Below are 16,204 nucleotides of genomic sequence, written 5' to 3'. Positions count from 1 at the left end.
CGCCGCGCTCACACTTTCCACCCGGAATGAATCGCCACCAGCCCGCCCAGGATTGGTTCGACCTTGGTCTGTGCAAATCCGGCTTCACGGATCATCCGTTCGAACTCCGGCATTGGTGGGAAGCGCCTGATCGATTCGATCAGGTAACGATAGCTTTCTTCATCATTGGCCAGCAGCTTGCCGAGCTTTGGCACCAGCCGATGCGAATAGACGTCATAAATGTCGGAAAAACCCGGCCAGGTGGTCGTGGAAAATTCCAGGCAGAAAAACCGCCCGCCAAATTTCAGTACGCGATGCGCCTCGCGCAGCGCTTCGTCGATGCGCGTCACATTGCGAATGCCGAAGGCGATCGTGTAGGCGTCGAAGCTGCGGTCCTTGAAACTCAGCTCCTCGGCATTCTGTTCGGACCAGATCAGTCCCTCCAGCCCTTTTTTCTTTGCCCGTTCGACGCCAACGGCCAGCATTTCGGGATTGATGTCCGCAACGGTGATCGCCGCGCCATGCTTTGCCAGGCGGAAGGCGATGTCGCCGGTGCCGCCCGCCATGTCCAGGATCGCTTCGTCCTTGCGCGGTTTGACGCGGCCGACAAACTGGTCCTTCCACAGCCGGTGGGCGCCTGCCGACATGGCGTCGTTCATCAGGTCATATTTGGACGCGACATTGGAAAAGACGGCGCGAACCATCCCCTGCTTTTCAGAAGCATCCACATCGCGATAGCCGAAAGAAGCGGTGTCGTTCATGGTCGAGCCTCCTAGAGCATTTGCATGTCCCGAGGAAACACCCCAGATCGGCGAAAATGTTCAGCCAGGCTTTCCAATTATCCATTCCTTCGTTTCGAGTCCCGCCAAGAGCCGATATGGCGAGCCCAATCCATGCCCCAGGATGATCTGAATGCCTGAATTGCCGGAAGTCGAAACCACCGTCGCGGGGCTGCGCTCCGTGCTGGAAGGCGCGGTTCTCACGCGTGTGGAAGCCCGCCGCGCCGATCTGCGCTTTCCCATACCGGTCGATCTGCGCCAGCGGCTGACGGGCGCGACTGTGACCTCCCTTTCCCGTCGGGCCAAATATGGGCTTATCGACACGGATCGCGGTGACACGCTGATCTTTCATCTGGGCATGTCCGGCCGCTGGCGGATCGACCCGGCGGAGATCGGCGCGCACGACCACCTGCTGATCGAAACGGGCGGCGGGCGTCTGCTCTCGCTCAACGATCCGCGTCGTTTCGGCTCGCTTGATCTGGTGCGCAGCGGCGCATGGCAGGATCATGGTCCCTTCACGCGCATGGGTCCCGAACCACTGGGCCAGGATTTTTCCGCCGCCTATCTGGCAGGCGCGCTCCGCGGCAAGGCGAGTTCGATCAAGGCGGCGCTGCTCGACCAGCGCGTGGTCGCGGGTCTTGGCAATATCTATGTCTGCGAGGCGTTGAACATGGCCGGGATTTCACCTGCGCGGGAAGCCGGGCGGATCAGCCGCAGCCGTCTTGCGATACTGGTCGAATCGATTCGCGAAGTTTTGACGGCGGCCATCGCGGCAGGCGGATCGACCCTGCGCGACTATGCCCGGCCCGATGGAGAGCTTGGCTATTTTTCCAAGCAGTGGCGGGTCTATGGCAGGGAAGGGGAAAGTTGCGCATGTGGCGCGCTGATCCGGCGCCGCGTGGATGGAGGCAGGTCCACCTTCTACTGCCCCAAATGCCAGAAATAGCGCGCGCCCGACCGTTGACGCTTGGGCTTATCCCCTGTAAGGGCCGCACCTTCACGAGGACTGGAAGGCGATTCCTACCCGTCCTTTTCACGAGATTTGACGAGACCGAGGACTTTAAATGGCCAATACGCCGCAAGCCAAGAAGCGCATCCGCCGCAACGAACGCCGTGCCGAAATCAACGGCGCCCGCATCAGCCGGATCCGCACCCTGGTGAAGAAGGTCGAAAGCGCTCTCGCCGCTGGCGACAAGGCGGCTGCGGCTGCGGCTCTCCAGACGGTCCAGCCGGAGCTGGCGCGCGGCGTTGCGCGCGGCGTCGTGCACAAGAACACTGCGGCTCGCAAGTTCGGCCGTCTGACGAAGCGGGTCAGCGCGCTCGCCTGAGCCGCTCCACTCGATCGTCAATAAAGGTTTGAAGGCCCGTCCCGCTCTGCGGGGCGGGTTTTTTCATATTTCCGTCACGCAGCCGTAACGGCCATCCGCGGTTTTCCGCGATTCTCCGGCGATTCGGGGTAAAGCGAGCGGATTGGCGATTGTTACAACTATTTGAAATTAAACGATAATATCGACATATCTTCAATTCCCCCGGTTTTCCGCGTCAATGTCTTTATTTCACATTTTTGACCGGGCCTGCCCTTGATCCGGCGAAGATTGCCTGTCTATTTTCAATTCTCTGATCGCCACTCGAATCGAGTCTCGGTGATCGTCATTGGGTTGTTCGGCACAGTTACATTGGGAAAGCTCTCGCTTTTCCAAGCGGTTCTCTGTGTCTGATAGCTCCTGTCCATCAGGGGCACAGTTGATGGGGGTCGACTGTTTATGAAGGGTTTAATCGCAGTGTCAGGCAGTTCGAGCGTTCAGGCATCGCATGATCATGCGCGCCTCGACACCGCGTGGGATGCGATTCGTACCGGACTTCGCCGCGACATCGGGCCGCGCATGTTCGACCAATGGCTCAAGGCTGGCCAGCTCGGCGACTATTGTGCCGAATCGCAGACGCTCGACCTGTTGTTCGCGTCTGATTTCACGGCCAATTTCGTGTCAGCGCATTTTGGCGATCGTCTGCGCATGGCGTGGCGCTGCGCCGGTGTCGGCGTCCGCGAAGTACGGTTGCGTCGCGCTCCCAATGCCGTTGGCCCCCGCCTGCTCGAAGTCGCCCCGGCCCAGGAAGCGGTATCGACCGATCCGATCCTTCCCGAAGGCGTCAGCGCCTGCAATTTCCAGCCACGCCACAGCTTCGCCGATTTCGTTACCGGCGACTCCAACCATCTTGCCTTTTCGGCGGCGGAAGCGATGGCTGGCGAAGCCCAGCCGCGTTACAGCCCGCTGTTCATTCATGGCAGCACCGGGCAGGGCAAGACGCACCTGCTTCATGCCATTGCCCAGCATTTTTCCGCCCATTCACCCAACGCCCCCGTGCTCTACATGTCGGCCGAACGGTTCATGATGGAATTTGTGAACGCGATGCGCGCGAACGAAACCATGATGTTCAAGGCGCGCCTGCGCGCGGCGCGGCTATTGCTGATCGACGATATCCAGTTCATCGCCGGCAAGGGTTCGACGCAGGAGGAATTTCTCCACACGATCAACGATCTCATCGATTCGGGCGCGCGCATCGTCGTCACTGCCGATCGCGCACCGCAACAGCTTGATTCGATCGACGCCAGGATCCTTTCGCGTCTTGCAGGCGGCCTGGTGGCGGACATCCGCCCGGCGGACCTGGACCTGCGCCTTGCCATATTGGAGACCAAGCGCGCTATTGCGGGTGATCCGCCTGTTCCAGACGCTGTCATCGATTTCCTCGCCCGTTCGATCCGCTCGAACATTCGGGAACTGGAAGGCGCGTTCAACAAGCTGATCGCCTACGGTCAGTTGACCGGCCGCTCGGTTGATCTGGAATTTGCCCAAACCATGCTTGCCGATGCCGTGCGCGCAAATGCGCGCCGCATCACCGTGGATGAGATCCAGAAGGTCTGCGCCGCCCATTACAAGATCGACGCGTCCGAAATGCGATCCAAGCGCCGTGCCCGTGCGGTAGCCCGGCCGCGTCAGGTCGCCATGTACCTCGCCAAGAAAATGACGCCGCGTTCCTTGCCGGAAATTGGTCGCATCTTCGGCGGTCGCGATCACAGCACGGTGATCCACGCGGTTCGCACGATCGAGGAACTGCGCCAGACCAATGCGGACATAGACGCCGACATCCGCGCCCTGCTGCGCCAGTTGGAAAACTGACGCTGACAAAGGGGCCGCGGGAGGATTAGGTTGAACGCCATGATCCGATATGCCGCCCTGCTGCTCGCCACTCTGCTTTCTTTCACGCCTGCGGCAGCGCAGCCGCCATCAGTGCCGCCTTCAGAGGATGTGCGTGTCGCGCTGGATACGGGCGCGGGACGGATTATAGTGGCGGTTCATGCGGCGAAGGCGCCCGTTACAGCACGCAACTTCCTGCGCTATGTCGATCAAAAGAGGCTGGACGGCGCCGCCTTCTATCGGGGCGTCGGTTCAGCCGATTACGGCTTCGTCCAGGGTGGCGCGCAAAATGCTCCGGCGCGTGTCCTGCCCCGATCGTGCATGAGCCGACTACGCAGACCGGCCTCACGCATGACGATGGCGCGATTTCCATGGCCCGCTATGCGCCGGGAAGCGCGACCGGCGACTTCTTCATCGTGCTTGGCAAGATGCCCAGCATGGACGCGCATCCGGAGGCTGCGGGTGATAATCAGGGATTCGCCGTGTTCGCCCATGTGGTGGAGGGCATGGATATCGTGCGCGCGATTCTGGCTGCGCCCAAATCCCCCACTGCCGGGGAAGGCGTGATGAAGGGACAAATGCTGGAACAGCCTGTGTCCATTCTGACAGCCCGCCGCCTTCCCTGACCCAAGCCAAATAAAAGCCCGGCGATCGAGACCGCCGGGCCAATGGAACATGACCGCTTGCGGGTCATGTCAGCGATGGATCAACCCTTTTTCTCGGGGGGCAGCGTGATCTTCACATCTTCGCCATTCTGTCCGGGGAAGCCGGTGAACATGGCGTCGATCAGGTTTGGCACCAGATAAGTCAGCCGGTTCGACAATGACTGGGCGCTGGCCCTGCCTTCGAACAGCCGCCGGTTGTCGGCTGCCCGGTCGATCTTCATGCTGAGATCGCTGGTATACACGGTATAGCTGCTGACGTCGCTATAGCCCGGACCAAACAGCCAGGGATCATAGAAGCCATAGCCCCACGGACGGCCCCAGCGCCCGCGCCAGCCCCAGCCGCCAAAATAAGGATCGGCGGCTCCAAACCCTGTGGAGCGAACCTTCTCCCGCCCATTATCCACATTGTAGGCGACGCGCACGATAAGGTCTGCCGCAGCCGGATCGGTCGCGGGGACATAGCCGGTCTGCGCCAGCCGCTGCCCCACCATCTGCGCATATTGGGAAAATTCCAGACCACCGGCCAGACGCGGATCGTCAGCGACGATGGTGAAGCTTTGCCCGGCAGGTGCGGGCAATTGCTGGAAGCGGGCGACGTCCGCCTTGAATGGCGTCGCGCAGCCAGACAGGGCCACAAGAGCCAGAGCTGGCGCCGCAATCAGGCCGATCTTCTTGAAAGAGTTCATTGTTCCGCGTCCTGTAGGTGGTAAACCTGTCGCAACCTTGCGCTCCGCCGTAGCAGAACGCAACTGAACATCATTTGAACGCTCTATCGGGGCAGGCGAGCGCAAATCATGTCCGGCTATCTCTTAGGACGGCGCAGTCATCAGCTTTCCGTCAGGCGATTGCCCCACCGTGCAGCATTAACGCATCAGGCCCATGGCGTCATAAGCGGCGCGCAAGGTCGGTTCCGCCGCTGCCGAAGCCTTTGCCGCACCCTTCTCCAAAATCGCGTCGAGCGCGGCATCATCGGTGCGCAGTTCCATGAAGCGTGTGCGCATCGGCCGCATCGCCTCCACCAGTAATTCGCCCAACGCAGGCTTGAACGCGCCAAAGCCCTTGCCCGCAAATTCCGCGCACACTGCGTCGGGGGTGGTCCCCGCCAGCGTTGCGTAGATACCGACCAGATTGTTCGCCTCCGGGCGACCGGCCAGGCCGATGGCCGTGTCCGGCAGCGGTTCGGGATCGGTCTTGGCCTTCCGGACCTTTTGCATGATCGCATCATCATCGTCGGTAAGGTTGATGCGGCTCATGTCGGAAGGGTCGGACTTCGACATTTTCGCCGTGCCGTCGCGGAGCGACATGATGCGGGCGGATTCCTTGGGGATTGTCGGATCCGGCACGGTGAACAGATCGACCCCGAAATCGGTGTTGAACTTCGTGGCGATGTCGCGCGCCAGTTCCAGATGCTGTTTCTGATCCTCACCCACCGGCACATGGGTCGCGTTGTAGACGAGGATGTCGGCCGCCTGCAGCACCGGATAGACGAACAGGCCGACCGACGCGCCTTCACGGTCCTTGCCTGCCTTGTCCTTGAACTGCGTCATGCGGTTCAGCCAGCCGATGCGGGCGGTGCCGCTCAGCAACCAGCATAGCTCCGCATGGGCGGGGACGCGCGCCTGGTTGAAGAGGACGGACCGGTCCGGGTCGATCCCTGCGGCGACCAGCGCGGCGGCCATGTCGCGCACGTTGCGGATGCGCTGCTCGCGATTTTCATGCACGGTGATCGAATGCATGTCCGCCAGGAAGAAGAAGCACTGGCTATCTGCGTCCATTTCGTCCTGCATCCGCACCCAGTTGCGGATCGCGCCCAGATAATTGCCCAGGTGCAGATTGCCGGTCGGCTGGATGCCGGAAAGGACGCGCATTTTTCTATCCGTTCTCTTGGGTTGTGGTGGAGCCCCGCCGACGCATCAGCGCCTTCAGGTCGGACAGCCGGTAGGCGCCCGTGATGAAACAGGCCACCCCGTAAAGGGCGATCCCCGCTCCGACAAGCATGGCGAGCGCGATATAACGCTGGATCATCGCACCGCCCAGCCATGGCTCAAGCAGGCCTTCCCCGGCAATAAGGGCGCCGCCCATCGCCAGCGCCGCCAGCGCAAGGCGGGGCAGCCGCCTGCGCAACTGCGCGTCGGCGGCGAAATGGCCCCGTTTGACCAGCGTTGAATAGAGCATCGCCACATTGATGGTGGCGGCAAGCGCGGTCGCCAGCGGCGGGGCGACATGCCCCAGTCCCTCACGAGCGAGCAGGGGGATCAACGTCACATTGCCGATGATGTTGATGAGGATCGACAGCATCGCGTAGCGCACCGGCGTTTTCGTGTCGCCACGGGCATAATAGCCCGGCGTCAGCACCTTCACCAGGACATAGGATGGCAGGCCGATGGAAAAGGCCGACAAGGCCCAGCCGCAACGGCGCGCATCCTCCACCGTGAAGCGGCCATATTGGAACAGGCCGCGCACGATCGGTTCGGCCACGGTGATGAAGGCGATGGTTGCGGGAAGCGTCAGGAAGAGCGCCAGTTCGATGCCCCGGTTCTGCGTTTCCATCGCCACCTGCTCCTGCCCCGTCGATAGCAGGCGCGAGATGGTGGGCAACAGGATCGTGCCAAGGCCAATGCCGATCAGGCCCAGGGGCAGCTGGTTCAGCCGGTCGGCATAGTAGATATAGGTGATGGAGCCTGACGCGAGCAGCCAGCCGGAAAGCGCGGTCGAGACCAGCAGGTTGATCTGAGCCGCGCCAGCGCCCGCTGCTGCCGGCACGATCAGCCGCAACAACTCGCGCACATCGGTGTCGAACCGTGGCCGCTTGAGCTTCATCGATACGCCCGCGTGGCGGCATGCCCATATCAGCCAGAGCAGTTGCAGCGCGCCGCCGACCGTGACCGAAATCGCCTGCACGCGCGCGGTTTCATATTCATCCGCGCCGTGAAACAGCCATAGCCCGGCGATCATCGCCAGGTTGAGCAGGATCGGCGCGGCCGCATTCACCCAGAATTTGTCGAGCGAGTTCAATATACCGCCCAGCAGGGACGCCAGGCTGATCAGCGCCAGATAGGGCAGGGTGATGCGGGACAGCATCACGGCGAAGGCGAATTGGTCAGGCGTCGGGTTCTGGCGCGAAAAGCCGCCCGACAACAGCCAGGTGATCGGCCAGGCGGCAGCGATCAGGACGATGGTGAAAAGAATGAGGACCGGCAGAAGGACCGCCAGCGCACGCTCGGCGAAATGATAGCCTTCGGCGATGCCGCCGGGACCTGCCGCCTTGCGGTTGAACATCGGGATGAAGGCGGCGGAAAACGCCCCCTCGGCAAAAAGGGCGCGGAACATGTTGGGCAGCCGGAACGCCACGCCGTTGAAAGCGTCGGACGCAAAGCCCGCGCCGACATAACGGGCGGCCAGCGAATCCCGCACCAGCGCAAGGATGCGGCTGGCAAGCGTCAGTCCGCCGACCGATCCAAGCGCCTTGACGAGTTTCATCGCCTTACTGTCTCCCCCGTTCGTCCGGGCGCGGCCCAGGGCGCGTGGCCCGGACGTTCGCACGAGCCGGGCGGCTCATGCGAACAGTCTGAACGGGGACCGGAGCCATCTGGCTCAGGCGTGACCGGCCGGTTCGCCTGCGGTCTGCGCAATCGCCTGCGCCTGCTGCTCGTAAAGGCCGCCGAAATCGATGGGATCGAGCAACAGCGGCGGGAACCCGCCGTCGCGGATCGCGTCGGCCAGCACCCGGCGCGCGAAGGGGAAGATGAGACGGGGCGCTTCAGCCAGCATGAACGGCTGAAGCTGTTCATCGGGCACGTTGCGCATGCCGAAGATCGCGGCATAGAGCAGTTCGACCGCAAAGGCCGTGCCCTGCGGCGCCGTCGCCTTCACTTCGATCTTCAGCGAAACCTCGACAACCTCTTCGCCAACCTTGTCCGCGCCGATGTTGAACTGGACGTCGATCTGCGGCTGATCGGGCCACTGGTACACGGCGGGCGCGTTCGGGTTTTCGAAGGACAGGTCCTTCACATACTGGCTGATAAGCGCGATCTGCGGAGCGGTGTCCGCGCCGTTGCCCGAATTGGATGTCTGCATGGTGTCGGCTTCGTCGGCCATCTGTGCTTCCTGATTTCCCTTTGAATCCGTCGGCGACGCGCCCCCGGACGATGGCCCGTGCGCTTAGCAGGGGCCGCGGGGCAGGGCAATGGCGGCAGCTTAAAGCGGCCATTTGAATTTGGGGGAAACATGCCTATGTTGGCTGCGTTGTTCTCTTCGATCTAGACCAAAGGGTTCCTGGCCCCGTGTATGTAATTGTCATCCTCGCCCTGATAGCCGGTTTTCTGGCGCTGCGGCTCTATTCCGTCCTCGGCAAGCGGACGGGGCATGAGCAGGAGCCTGCCCTGCGCCCGGCGGAGGATCGGGCCAAGGTAACGGTGCTTCACCCCCGCCCGGTGACTGACATGCCCGGTGATTCGGTCCGGTTGGCCGATGGCCTTATCGCGTCCGGCGGCGAGGCGGGCGTTCGCGCGCTCATTGCGGCCGATCGCAGCTTCGATGTCCCGCAGTTCGTCGAAGGCGCGAAGTCGGCCTATAAGATGGTGCTTGAAGCCTTCTGGCGCGGCGATCGGGCTGAGCTTGAGTGGTTGTGCGACGCCGATGTGCTGGCTTCCTTCGAGGAGGCAATCGCTCAGCGCGAAGCGGCCGGTCACGTCCTGGACAATCGTCTTGTGCGTATTGAAAAGGCGCAGATCGTCGATGCCAGCGTCAATGGCCGGATCGCCGAGGTGTCCTTGCGGTTCGAAGCGGATATCGCCGCCGTAACGCGCGATCACGACGGCAATGTTGTTGCCGGTTCGCTGACCGACGCGGTGGGGACCAACGATATCTGGACCTTTACGCGCGATCTGCGCAGCACCGATCCCAACTGGAAGCTAAGCGAAACCGACGAGGCTGCATGAGCTTGCGTCAGTCGGGCGGCGCGCTGCTCGCCGCGCTGCTGCTGTCGGCATGCGCGGGCGGCGTGATTCCACCCGGAGCGCTTGGCGCTCCGCCGCAGCGCCCCTCACGCGGCGATGAAACGGCAGTTCGCCCGCTTCCCGCGACGCCACGCCCGGCGCTCCCGGTTACGCCGCCTTCCGCGCCAGTCAGCGAAACCGGGACGGCGCTTGCCGCAGGCGTCACCCGTGGTCCCGACATCGCCAGCCTCATCCCCGCCGGGGAGCGTGCTCGCAAGGCACTGGAAGCCTTCCGTATTTCCTGCCCGTCACTGATGCGGCGCACCGACCAGAGCGGCCTGACGCGCGGGTCGGACTGGAACAGCGCCTGCGCCGCTGCGTCGAGTTGGCCGGACGCCAATGCCAGCGAATTTTTCTCACGCAATTTCGAAGCTGTGCAGGTAGGGCCGGGGACAGCATTCGTTACCGGCTATTATGAACCGGAAATCGCCGGGTCCCGTACGCGTCGGGCTGGTTATGAGGTGCCGATCTATCGCCGTCCGCCCGACCTGATCGATGTCAATCTCGGTCTGTTCAGCGACAGCCTTAAAGGCAAGACGATACGCGGCAAGGTGCAGGGCAGCAACTTCGTGCCCTATGAGGAACGCGCGCAGATTGTGGCTGGCTCCCTGGCTGGCAGGGGTCTGGAGATTGCGTGGGCCGCCGACCCGGTGGAATTCTTCTTTCTTCAGGTGCAGGGCAGCGGACGGCTGCTCCTGCCCGATGGCGGCGTCATGCGCATCGGCTATGATGGGCAGAATGGCCGCGACTATACCGGCATCGGCAAGCTGATGAAGGATCGCGGACTGATCCAGGCCGGATCGATGCAGGACATCATGGCGTGGCTGCGCGCGAATCCTGTCGAGGGCGCGAAAATCATGGATGAAAACAAGAGTTTCGTGTTTTTTCGGGAATTGACCGGCGCGGGGCCGTTGGGTGCGCTGGGGGTGCCGGTGACGCCGGAGGCGACGGTTGCCGCCGACCCCAAATATGTGCCGCTGGGCGCGCCCGTGCTGCTCTCGCTCGACCGGGCAGAGCCCAATGGCGTCTGGATCGCGCAGGATACGGGCGGCGCGATCAAAGGCGCGAATCGGTTTGACAGCTTCTGGGGCGCAGGCAGCCGCGCCCGGACGATCGCCGGAGGCATGTCGGCCCGGGGCAGCGCGCTCATCCTGTTGCCCGTCGGATCGGCGGCGCGGCTCGTGGCTCAGTGAGCGCGCCAGTCGATGGCGCGGCGGCATCTTTCGCCTGAGGAAAAGGCGCTCTGGGGCGCGCTTACCCGGTCGGTCCGGCCGCTGCGGCCCGGATCGCGTCCCATCGAAATGCCGGTCGTGCCCGCCGTTGCGGTCGCCGATCCAGGGTTAACGCCCGTTCCGCGTCAGCCCGCCATTGCGGCTCCCGCCCGCGCGCCTTCCTCCATGCTCGATTCCAGCTGGGAACGCCGAATCCGGGGCGGCACGCTGGTCCCGGACATTTCGATCGACCTGCATGGGCACAGCCTTGCCGCCGCACATGCGCGGTTGAACCACGCCCTTTCTTCAGCGCTTGCCCGGGACCTGCGCGTGCTGCTGATCGTCACCGGAAAGCCGCCAAAATCGGGCGGACTGGGGCGGGAGTCGCGCCGGGGCGCGATCCGTGGAGAGATCGGCCACTGGCTGGAAACCAGCCCCTATGCCGACCGCATCGCGAGCGTCCGGCTCGCCCATCCGCGCCATGGCGGCGAAGGCGCTATCTACGTCATATTGCGGCGCAAAAAATAGCCGCCGGGTCGCCGCGCACTGACCTTTTCTTAACCAGCGCCCTTCATATCCTCCAGATCGGCGGTTCATATCGAGCTGCCATTCTGGGCGGGAGTCACATGCAGGGCGTGACATTGAAAAGCCGCGCCACTGCCTTCGCCTGCGCCGCGGGGGCGCTGGTGTTCACGCTGTCCCTCGTGCTGGGACAGGGGCAGGCGACCGACATTGTCGGCATCGGCCGTTCGCTGATCATCGCCATCCTGTGCGGCACGATGACGTGGGCGTCTGCGCGCCAGACCGTCGCCACCACCGCCGACGCCATCGATACCGCGACGGAACGGTTGATCGCGGCTGCGCATGGCGACCTGCAATCGCCCGTGTCCACTCAGATCGCCGCCGAGCTTCCCGACCTGTCCGTGGCGATGACCAGCCTGTTCAGCCAGGTGCGCACCAATCTGGATCATGTGCAGACGCTGGCGCTGTTCGATCAGGTGACCGGCCTTGCCAACCGCACCAGCTTTTGCCGACAGGTCGAACGGCTGCTGGCCGAGCGGACGGACGAGCGCGCCGCCGCGCTGTTCTTCATCGACCTGGATGGCTTCAAGGGCGTCAACGACACGCTGGGCCATGCCGCGGGCGATCAATTGCTGGCGCGCGTTGCGGGGCGTCTTCGCGAAGTGGTGATGGCGCAGGTCAGCGCGGGGCTGAGCGATGCCGTGCTAGGCCGACTGGCGGGCGATGAGTTCACCATGTTCTTCCCCGACCTGCCCGGACGGGAAGCGGCAAGCCGCATCGCCCGCGCCATTCAGTTCGCCCTCAGCGAACGATTCGACCTTGGCAGCCAGCATGTCGAACTGGGCGCTTCGGTCGGCATCGCCTGCTACCCCGATCATGGCGACACGCTGTCCGCCCTGCTGCGGTCGGCCGACATCGCCATGTATCATGCCAAGCATCAGGGCCGTAACCGTGCAGAGATGTTCACCGCCGAACTGGCGCTGGAGGCCGCCGATCGCGCAGAGCTGGAGCGCGACCTGCTGCTCGCCCTGCAACGCGATGAATTCATCCTGGAATTCCAGCCCCAGGTAGAGGTGGTCAGCGGCCGGGTGGTCACCGCCGAAGCGCTGGTCCGCTGGGCGCATCCAGAGCGTGATCTGGTCATGCCCGGCTTCTTCGTGCCGGTAGCGGAGGAAAGCGGCGCGATCGTCGCGCTGGGCGACTGGGTAATGAGCCGCGTGTGCGAAACCGCGGCGCGCTGGGCGAAGGCGGACATCGGGCAGCGCATCGCCGTAAACATTTCGTCCCGTGAACTGTCGCAGGCGGACTTCTTCCTGCGGCTGCGACACGCCATGGCATCCTATCAGACGCCCCCGCACATGCTGGAACTGGAGATTTCCGAATCGCTGGCGATGGAACTGGACGAGCGCGTCCTTGGCCAGCTCCGCGCGCTGCGTAAGGAAGGGACGCGGATCACCATCGACGATTTCGGGACCGGCTATTCCAATCTCTCGCGCCTGAAGGAACTGCCGATCGATCGGGTCAAGATCGACCGCAGCCTGGTGCGCGACATCGCCAGTTCAGCCGAAGCGCGGACCATTTGCAGCGCCGTCGTGGGACTGATCCAGGGATTGGGCATGGAAGTGGTGGTGGAAGGCATCGAGTCTGAAGCGCAGATGGACATGCTGCGCGTCATCGGCTGCACGCTGTTCCAAGGCTATCACTTCGCCCGGCCGACTGGCGAATCGGATTATCTGGCGCGGTTCGCTACGCTCCGGCAGGAACAACGGCGCATCGTCTGACCGTCTGACCGTCAGCCGCCCAGCGCGCGGCGAACGACGAGTTCATATATGCGCGTCAGGTCTTGAAGGTCCTGCACGGCAACCGCTTCATCCAGCTTGTGCATCGTCGCATTGTTGAGGCCAAATTCCACCACGGCGCACAGGCGTGAGAGGAAACGGGCATCGGACGTCCCGCCAGTGGTGGACAGTTCAGCTTCCACCCCGGTTACTTCGCGGATCGCCCCGGCGACCAGATCGGACAGGGCGCCCGGCTCGGTCAGGAAAGGCTCGCCGCTGATCTTCGCCGTCACGATGCCCCCTTCAGCCGCTGCGATGGCGCTGATTCGCTCGATCAGCTCCGCGCCGCTATGCAGGTCATTGAAACGGATGGAGATGCGCGCGTTCGCCGCTGCCGGGATCACGTTTGTCGCGGGGTTGCCGACGTCGAGGTCGGTGATCTCGATATTGCTCGGCTGGAACCAGTCATTGCCCTTGTCGAGCACCAGCGCGTCGATGGCGGCGAGGATGCGCACGAGGCGGGGGATGGGATTGTCCGCCAGATGCGGATAGGCGACATGGCCCTGCGCGCCGTCAACCCTGATCCACATGTTGACCGAGCCGCGCCGGCCGATCTTGATGACGTCGCCCAGCCTTTGCGACGAAGTAGGCTCTCCCACCAGGCAAAGGTCCGGGCGCAGGCCATGGGCCGCCATCCGGTCCATCAGCGCCAGCGTGCCATAGACCGCCGGTCCTTCTTCATCGCCGGTGATGATGAGGCTGATCGTGCCCGGCAATTCTTCGGAGATGCCGCCAAGCGCAGCGACGAAGGCGGCGATCGAACCCTTCATGTCGACCGCGCCGCGACCATAGAGCAGGTCGCCCCGCAGTTCCGGCGTGAAGGGGTCGCTTGTCCAGCCATTGCCCGGCGGCACTACGTCCAGGTGCCCGGCGAAGGCGAAATGCGGGCCCGCGCCCGTCGTCCGCCAGGCCAGCAGATTTTCGACCGGCCCGTCGGGCGCTTCGCCTACCACAAAGCGGTCGACGGTGAAGCCGAGCGGGACCAGCATCGCTTCGAGAACGGCGAAGACCTCGCCTCGCGCCGGCGTGACCGAAGGACAGGCGATCAGCCTGCGCGCGATGTCCACTACGTCGGCATTGGTGCTGGTCATGCTCATGGCGCTGCGTTAGCGAAAGCCGAGCGCCTTTGCCAGACGGAGGACAAGGATCCATGCCCAAGATCGACCTTGAAGCCATCGAGCAGAGTAACAGTACCGGTTACCCGCCGCCATTCGCCGCAGCCGTGGGTGGGCGCTGGGTGCGCAGGCTGGGCCGCCACAGCGGGCTTGCGGATTTCGGCGTCAGTCATGTCGTGCTGAAACCCGGAGCAGCGTCCTCGCAACGGCACTGGCATGAGGATGAGGACGAATTTGTCGTCCTGTTGAGCGGCGAGGCCGTGCTGGTGGAGAATGAAGGTCGCACTTCCATGCGGGCAGGCGACATGGCCGCCTTTCCCAAGGGCGAGCCCAATGGCCATCACCTGGTCAATGAAAGCGAAGATGATTGCGCGTTCCTGGCTTTCGGACGCGTGCCGACAGGCGACGCGCATTACCCCGACATCGACCTTCGATGGTCCGGGGGCGCATATCGTCGCAAGGACGGGAGCGCCTTTTGAGCGGGTTCGCAGGATTGGACAGGCGCATGATGCTGGCGGGCATGGGCGGCGCGTTGCTCGCGGCCAAGGCTCCGCCGCCGGTCGTGACCAAACCGCCCCGGCTGCGTCCGGGGGACACGGTGGGGCTGATCGAACCGGCGGGCTTTACCGACGACGCGTTCGACCTTGCGTTGGTCATGGAGACCGTTGCCGCCATGGGCCTGAAGCCAAAACCCGCCCGCCATCTGATGGAACGATACGGTTATCTGGCGGGCAAGGATGCCGATCGCGGGGCGGACGTCAATGCGATGTTCGCTGACCCGGATGTCCGGGCGGTGTTCGCCGTGCGCGGCGGATGGGGAAGCGCGCGCATCCTGCCCTATCTGGATTTCGCCACCATCCGCGCCCATCCCAAGCTGCTGGTCGGGTTCAGCGACGTCACCGCCCTGCATCTGGCCTTTGCCGCACGGGCGGGCTTTGCCACCATTCACGGTCCCAATGCGGCGAGCAGTTGGTCGCAGTTCAGCTGGGACGCCTTTCGCGCCGTCGCCTTCGATGGCGCTACGCCCTCGCTGGTCAATCCGCAGGTCCGGGAAGACCGACTGGTGCCCTTGGGCGGTCGCATCCGCACCTTTCGCGGCGGGCAGGCGACCGGGCGCTTGCTGGGCGGTAACCTGACGGTGCTGGCGGCGTTGATGGGCACGCCCTGGCTGCCGGACTTCAGCGGCGCGATCCTGTTCCTGGAGGATGTTGGCGAAGCGCCCTACCGCATCGACCGGATGCTGACGCAGCTGTCGCTGGCGGGCGTGCTGGGCAAGGTGGCTGGCGTGGTGTTCGGCCAATGCGCCAGATGCAACGCGGCCGATGCTTCCTATGGCGGCTTCACCCTGTCGGAGGTGTTGCAGCAGCATCTTGCACCCCTGGGCGTCCCCGCATTCCAGGGCGCGGCCATCGGTCATGTGGCGAACCAGTTCAGCCTGCCCTTGGGCGTGCGGGCGCAAATCGACGCCGATGCGGGCAGCATTCGCCTGTTGGAGGCTGCGGTGGGCTAAGCTCGCCTTAGTCTTTCACATCGGACGGGCGAACATAGGCCCCCCGGCCATCGGGCGGAATCAGCGCGCTATCCTTGACGGTCAGCGTCAGCGTTTCAAAGCCTGGCTGCGGCACATCCTTCGTCTTTTCCGATGTCAGCAGCACCGCGCCATCCTTTTCCTGCCAGCGCCCCTCGGCGAACAGGTCCAGCGCCCCATAGACGAGATACCATTGGAACCGTCCGTCCGGGTGGAGCAGCAACTCCGACCCCGTCTCCATGACGCCCCGCAGATAATAATGGCCCGGGCGTTCCGCCGGTTGGCCGTCAGCCAGCGCGGGGGTGGCGAGAAACGCGGCCAGCGGCAGGATGGGGGCAAGGAAACGCATCGCCGCACATTAGCGTAAATCGGCAGG

At 63.8% G+C, this 16,204-nt stretch carries 16 protein-coding genes and 1 pseudogene; 10 read left to right on the top strand and 7 right to left on the bottom strand.

What is annotated here, in order from left to right:
- Positions 1-8 precede the first annotated feature (8 nt).
- A complete protein-coding gene (locus B6S01_RS06430; RefSeq protein WP_037464632.1) occupies positions 9-740 on the bottom strand; it encodes a class I SAM-dependent methyltransferase in 732 nt (243 codons plus the stop codon).
- A gap of 151 nt (positions 741-891) precedes the next feature.
- On the opposite strand from B6S01_RS06430, the gene mutM reads away from it, so the two are divergent.
- From mutM to B6S01_RS06410, 4 genes and pseudogenes are all read left to right on the top strand, one after another.
- Entirely contained in the window at positions 892-1,704 is an 813-nt protein-coding gene (gene mutM, locus B6S01_RS06425; protein WP_037464633.1) for a bifunctional DNA-formamidopyrimidine glycosylase/DNA-(apurinic or apyrimidinic site) lyase, read from the top strand.
- Between the two features lie 118 nt (positions 1,705-1,822).
- Positions 1,823-2,086 carry a 30S ribosomal protein S20 gene (rpsT, locus tag B6S01_RS06420; protein WP_037464636.1) on the top strand — a complete coding sequence of 88 codons (264 nt, stop codon included), beginning with the start codon at positions 1,823-1,825 and terminating at the stop codon, positions 2,084-2,086.
- Positions 2,087-2,521: 435 nt separating this feature from the next.
- Positions 2,522-3,934: a chromosomal replication initiator protein DnaA gene (dnaA, locus tag B6S01_RS06415; RefSeq protein WP_037464638.1), complete on the top strand. Its 1,413-nt coding sequence runs from the start codon at positions 2,522-2,524 to the stop codon at positions 3,932-3,934.
- Between the two features lie 39 nt (positions 3,935-3,973).
- Positions 3,974-4,578: pseudogene (locus B6S01_RS06410) on the top strand (peptidylprolyl isomerase).
- An 80-nt stretch (positions 4,579-4,658) separates the two neighbouring features.
- On the opposite strand, the gene B6S01_RS06405 reads toward B6S01_RS06410, so the two are convergent.
- The 4 genes from B6S01_RS06405 to secB form a co-directional block, all read right to left on the bottom strand.
- Positions 4,659-5,303: a DUF4136 domain-containing protein gene (locus B6S01_RS06405; protein ID WP_037464641.1), complete on the bottom strand. Its 645-nt coding sequence runs from the start codon at positions 5,301-5,303 to the stop codon at positions 4,659-4,661.
- A gap of 177 nt (positions 5,304-5,480) precedes the next feature.
- Complete coding sequence (trpS, locus tag B6S01_RS06400) at positions 5,481-6,485, bottom strand: tryptophan--tRNA ligase (RefSeq protein ID WP_037464644.1); 1,005 nt, start codon at positions 6,483-6,485, stop codon at positions 5,481-5,483.
- 4 nt (positions 6,486-6,489) lie between these two features.
- Positions 6,490-8,097 carry a murein biosynthesis integral membrane protein MurJ gene (gene murJ, locus B6S01_RS06395; protein WP_037464647.1) on the bottom strand — a complete coding sequence of 536 codons (1,608 nt, stop codon included), beginning with the start codon at positions 8,095-8,097 and terminating at the stop codon, positions 6,490-6,492.
- Positions 8,098-8,211: 114 nt separating this feature from the next.
- Positions 8,212-8,715 carry a protein-export chaperone SecB gene (gene secB, locus B6S01_RS06390; protein ID WP_037464648.1) on the bottom strand — a complete coding sequence of 168 codons (504 nt, stop codon included), beginning with the start codon at positions 8,713-8,715 and terminating at the stop codon, positions 8,212-8,214.
- Between the two features lie 185 nt (positions 8,716-8,900).
- Between secB and B6S01_RS06385 the strand changes: the two genes are divergently transcribed.
- The 4 genes from B6S01_RS06385 to B6S01_RS06370 all read left to right on the top strand — a co-directional run bounded on the left by B6S01_RS06385 (position 8,901) and on the right by B6S01_RS06370 (position 13,128).
- Positions 8,901-9,557: a Tim44/TimA family putative adaptor protein gene (locus B6S01_RS06385; RefSeq protein ID WP_037464651.1), complete on the top strand. Its 657-nt coding sequence runs from the start codon at positions 8,901-8,903 to the stop codon at positions 9,555-9,557.
- Positions 9,554-10,807, top strand: a complete 1,254-nt coding sequence (gene mltA / locus B6S01_RS06380) for a murein transglycosylase A (protein WP_037464653.1) — start codon at positions 9,554-9,556, stop codon at positions 10,805-10,807. The genes B6S01_RS06385 and mltA overlap by 4 nt, the downstream gene beginning before the upstream one ends.
- 12 nt (positions 10,808-10,819) lie before the next feature.
- Positions 10,820-11,353, top strand: coding sequence for a Smr/MutS family protein (locus B6S01_RS06375; protein WP_037464655.1), 534 nt, complete (start codon positions 10,820-10,822; stop codon positions 11,351-11,353).
- A gap of 98 nt (positions 11,354-11,451) precedes the next feature.
- Positions 11,452-13,128 carry a putative bifunctional diguanylate cyclase/phosphodiesterase gene (locus tag B6S01_RS06370; RefSeq protein WP_037464658.1) on the top strand — a complete coding sequence of 559 codons (1,677 nt, stop codon included), beginning with the start codon at positions 11,452-11,454 and terminating at the stop codon, positions 13,126-13,128.
- Positions 13,129-13,139: 11 nt separating this feature from the next.
- Here the strand turns inward: B6S01_RS06370 and dapE are convergent, their stop codons facing one another.
- A complete protein-coding gene (dapE, locus tag B6S01_RS06365) occupies positions 13,140-14,282 on the bottom strand; it encodes a succinyl-diaminopimelate desuccinylase (RefSeq protein WP_037464661.1) in 1,143 nt (380 codons plus the stop codon).
- A 53-nt stretch (positions 14,283-14,335) separates the two neighbouring features.
- Between dapE and B6S01_RS06360 the strand changes: the two genes are divergently transcribed.
- The gene (locus tag B6S01_RS06360) at positions 14,336-14,779 is read left to right on the top strand and encodes a cupin domain-containing protein (protein ID WP_037464664.1); all 444 of its coding nucleotides are present in this window, start codon (positions 14,336-14,338) and stop codon (positions 14,777-14,779) included.
- A 41-nt stretch (positions 14,780-14,820) separates the two neighbouring features.
- Complete coding sequence (locus tag B6S01_RS06355; protein ID WP_407695201.1) at positions 14,821-15,810, top strand: S66 peptidase family protein; 990 nt, start codon at positions 14,821-14,823, stop codon at positions 15,808-15,810.
- Between the two features lie 7 nt (positions 15,811-15,817).
- Here B6S01_RS06355 and B6S01_RS06350 read toward each other — a convergent pair whose 3' ends face one another.
- The gene (locus B6S01_RS06350) at positions 15,818-16,177 is read right to left on the bottom strand and encodes a hypothetical protein (RefSeq protein ID WP_037464668.1); all 360 of its coding nucleotides are present in this window, start codon (positions 16,175-16,177) and stop codon (positions 15,818-15,820) included.
- Positions 16,178-16,204: the final 27 nt, after the last annotated feature.

Source organism: Sphingobium herbicidovorans, from assembly GCF_002080435.1.
In the GTDB taxonomy this organism is placed as follows: Bacteria; Pseudomonadota; Alphaproteobacteria; order Sphingomonadales; family Sphingomonadaceae; genus Sphingobium; species Sphingobium herbicidovorans.
The sequence above is the reverse complement of the archived record's forward strand: the minus strand, read 5'-3'. Positions and strand labels throughout refer to the sequence as shown.

Excerpts from the sequence above, each read along its gene's own strand:
- B6S01_RS06430 (WP_037464632.1), bottom strand. The coding sequence starts at position 740 with ATGAACGACACCGCTTCTTTCGGCTATCGCGATGTGGATGCTTCTGAA.
- mutM (WP_037464633.1), top strand. The coding sequence starts at position 892 with ATGCCTGAATTGCCGGAAGTCGAAACCACCGTCGCGGGGCTGCGCTCC.
- rpsT (WP_037464636.1), top strand. The coding sequence starts at position 1,823 with ATGGCCAATACGCCGCAAGCCAAGAAGCGCATCCGCCGCAACGAACGC.
- dnaA (WP_037464638.1), top strand. The coding sequence starts at position 2,522 with ATGAAGGGTTTAATCGCAGTGTCAGGCAGTTCGAGCGTTCAGGCATCG.
- B6S01_RS06405 (WP_037464641.1), bottom strand. The coding sequence starts at position 5,303 with ATGAACTCTTTCAAGAAGATCGGCCTGATTGCGGCGCCAGCTCTGGCT.
- trpS (WP_037464644.1), bottom strand. The coding sequence starts at position 6,485 with ATGCGCGTCCTTTCCGGCATCCAGCCGACCGGCAATCTGCACCTGGGC.
- murJ (WP_037464647.1), bottom strand. The coding sequence starts at position 8,097 with ATGAAACTCGTCAAGGCGCTTGGATCGGTCGGCGGACTGACGCTTGCC.
- secB (WP_037464648.1), bottom strand. The coding sequence starts at position 8,715 with ATGGCCGACGAAGCCGACACCATGCAGACATCCAATTCGGGCAACGGC.
- mltA (WP_037464653.1), top strand. The coding sequence starts at position 9,554 with ATGAGCTTGCGTCAGTCGGGCGGCGCGCTGCTCGCCGCGCTGCTGCTG.
- B6S01_RS06375 (WP_037464655.1), top strand. The coding sequence starts at position 10,820 with ATGGCGCGGCGGCATCTTTCGCCTGAGGAAAAGGCGCTCTGGGGCGCG.
- B6S01_RS06370 (WP_037464658.1), top strand. The coding sequence starts at position 11,452 with ATGCAGGGCGTGACATTGAAAAGCCGCGCCACTGCCTTCGCCTGCGCC.
- dapE (WP_037464661.1), bottom strand. The coding sequence starts at position 14,282 with ATGAGCATGACCAGCACCAATGCCGACGTAGTGGACATCGCGCGCAGG.
- B6S01_RS06360 (WP_037464664.1), top strand. The coding sequence starts at position 14,336 with ATGCCCAAGATCGACCTTGAAGCCATCGAGCAGAGTAACAGTACCGGT.
- B6S01_RS06355 (WP_407695201.1), top strand. The coding sequence starts at position 14,821 with ATGGGCGGCGCGTTGCTCGCGGCCAAGGCTCCGCCGCCGGTCGTGACC.
- B6S01_RS06350 (WP_037464668.1), bottom strand. The coding sequence starts at position 16,177 with ATGCGTTTCCTTGCCCCCATCCTGCCGCTGGCCGCGTTTCTCGCCACC.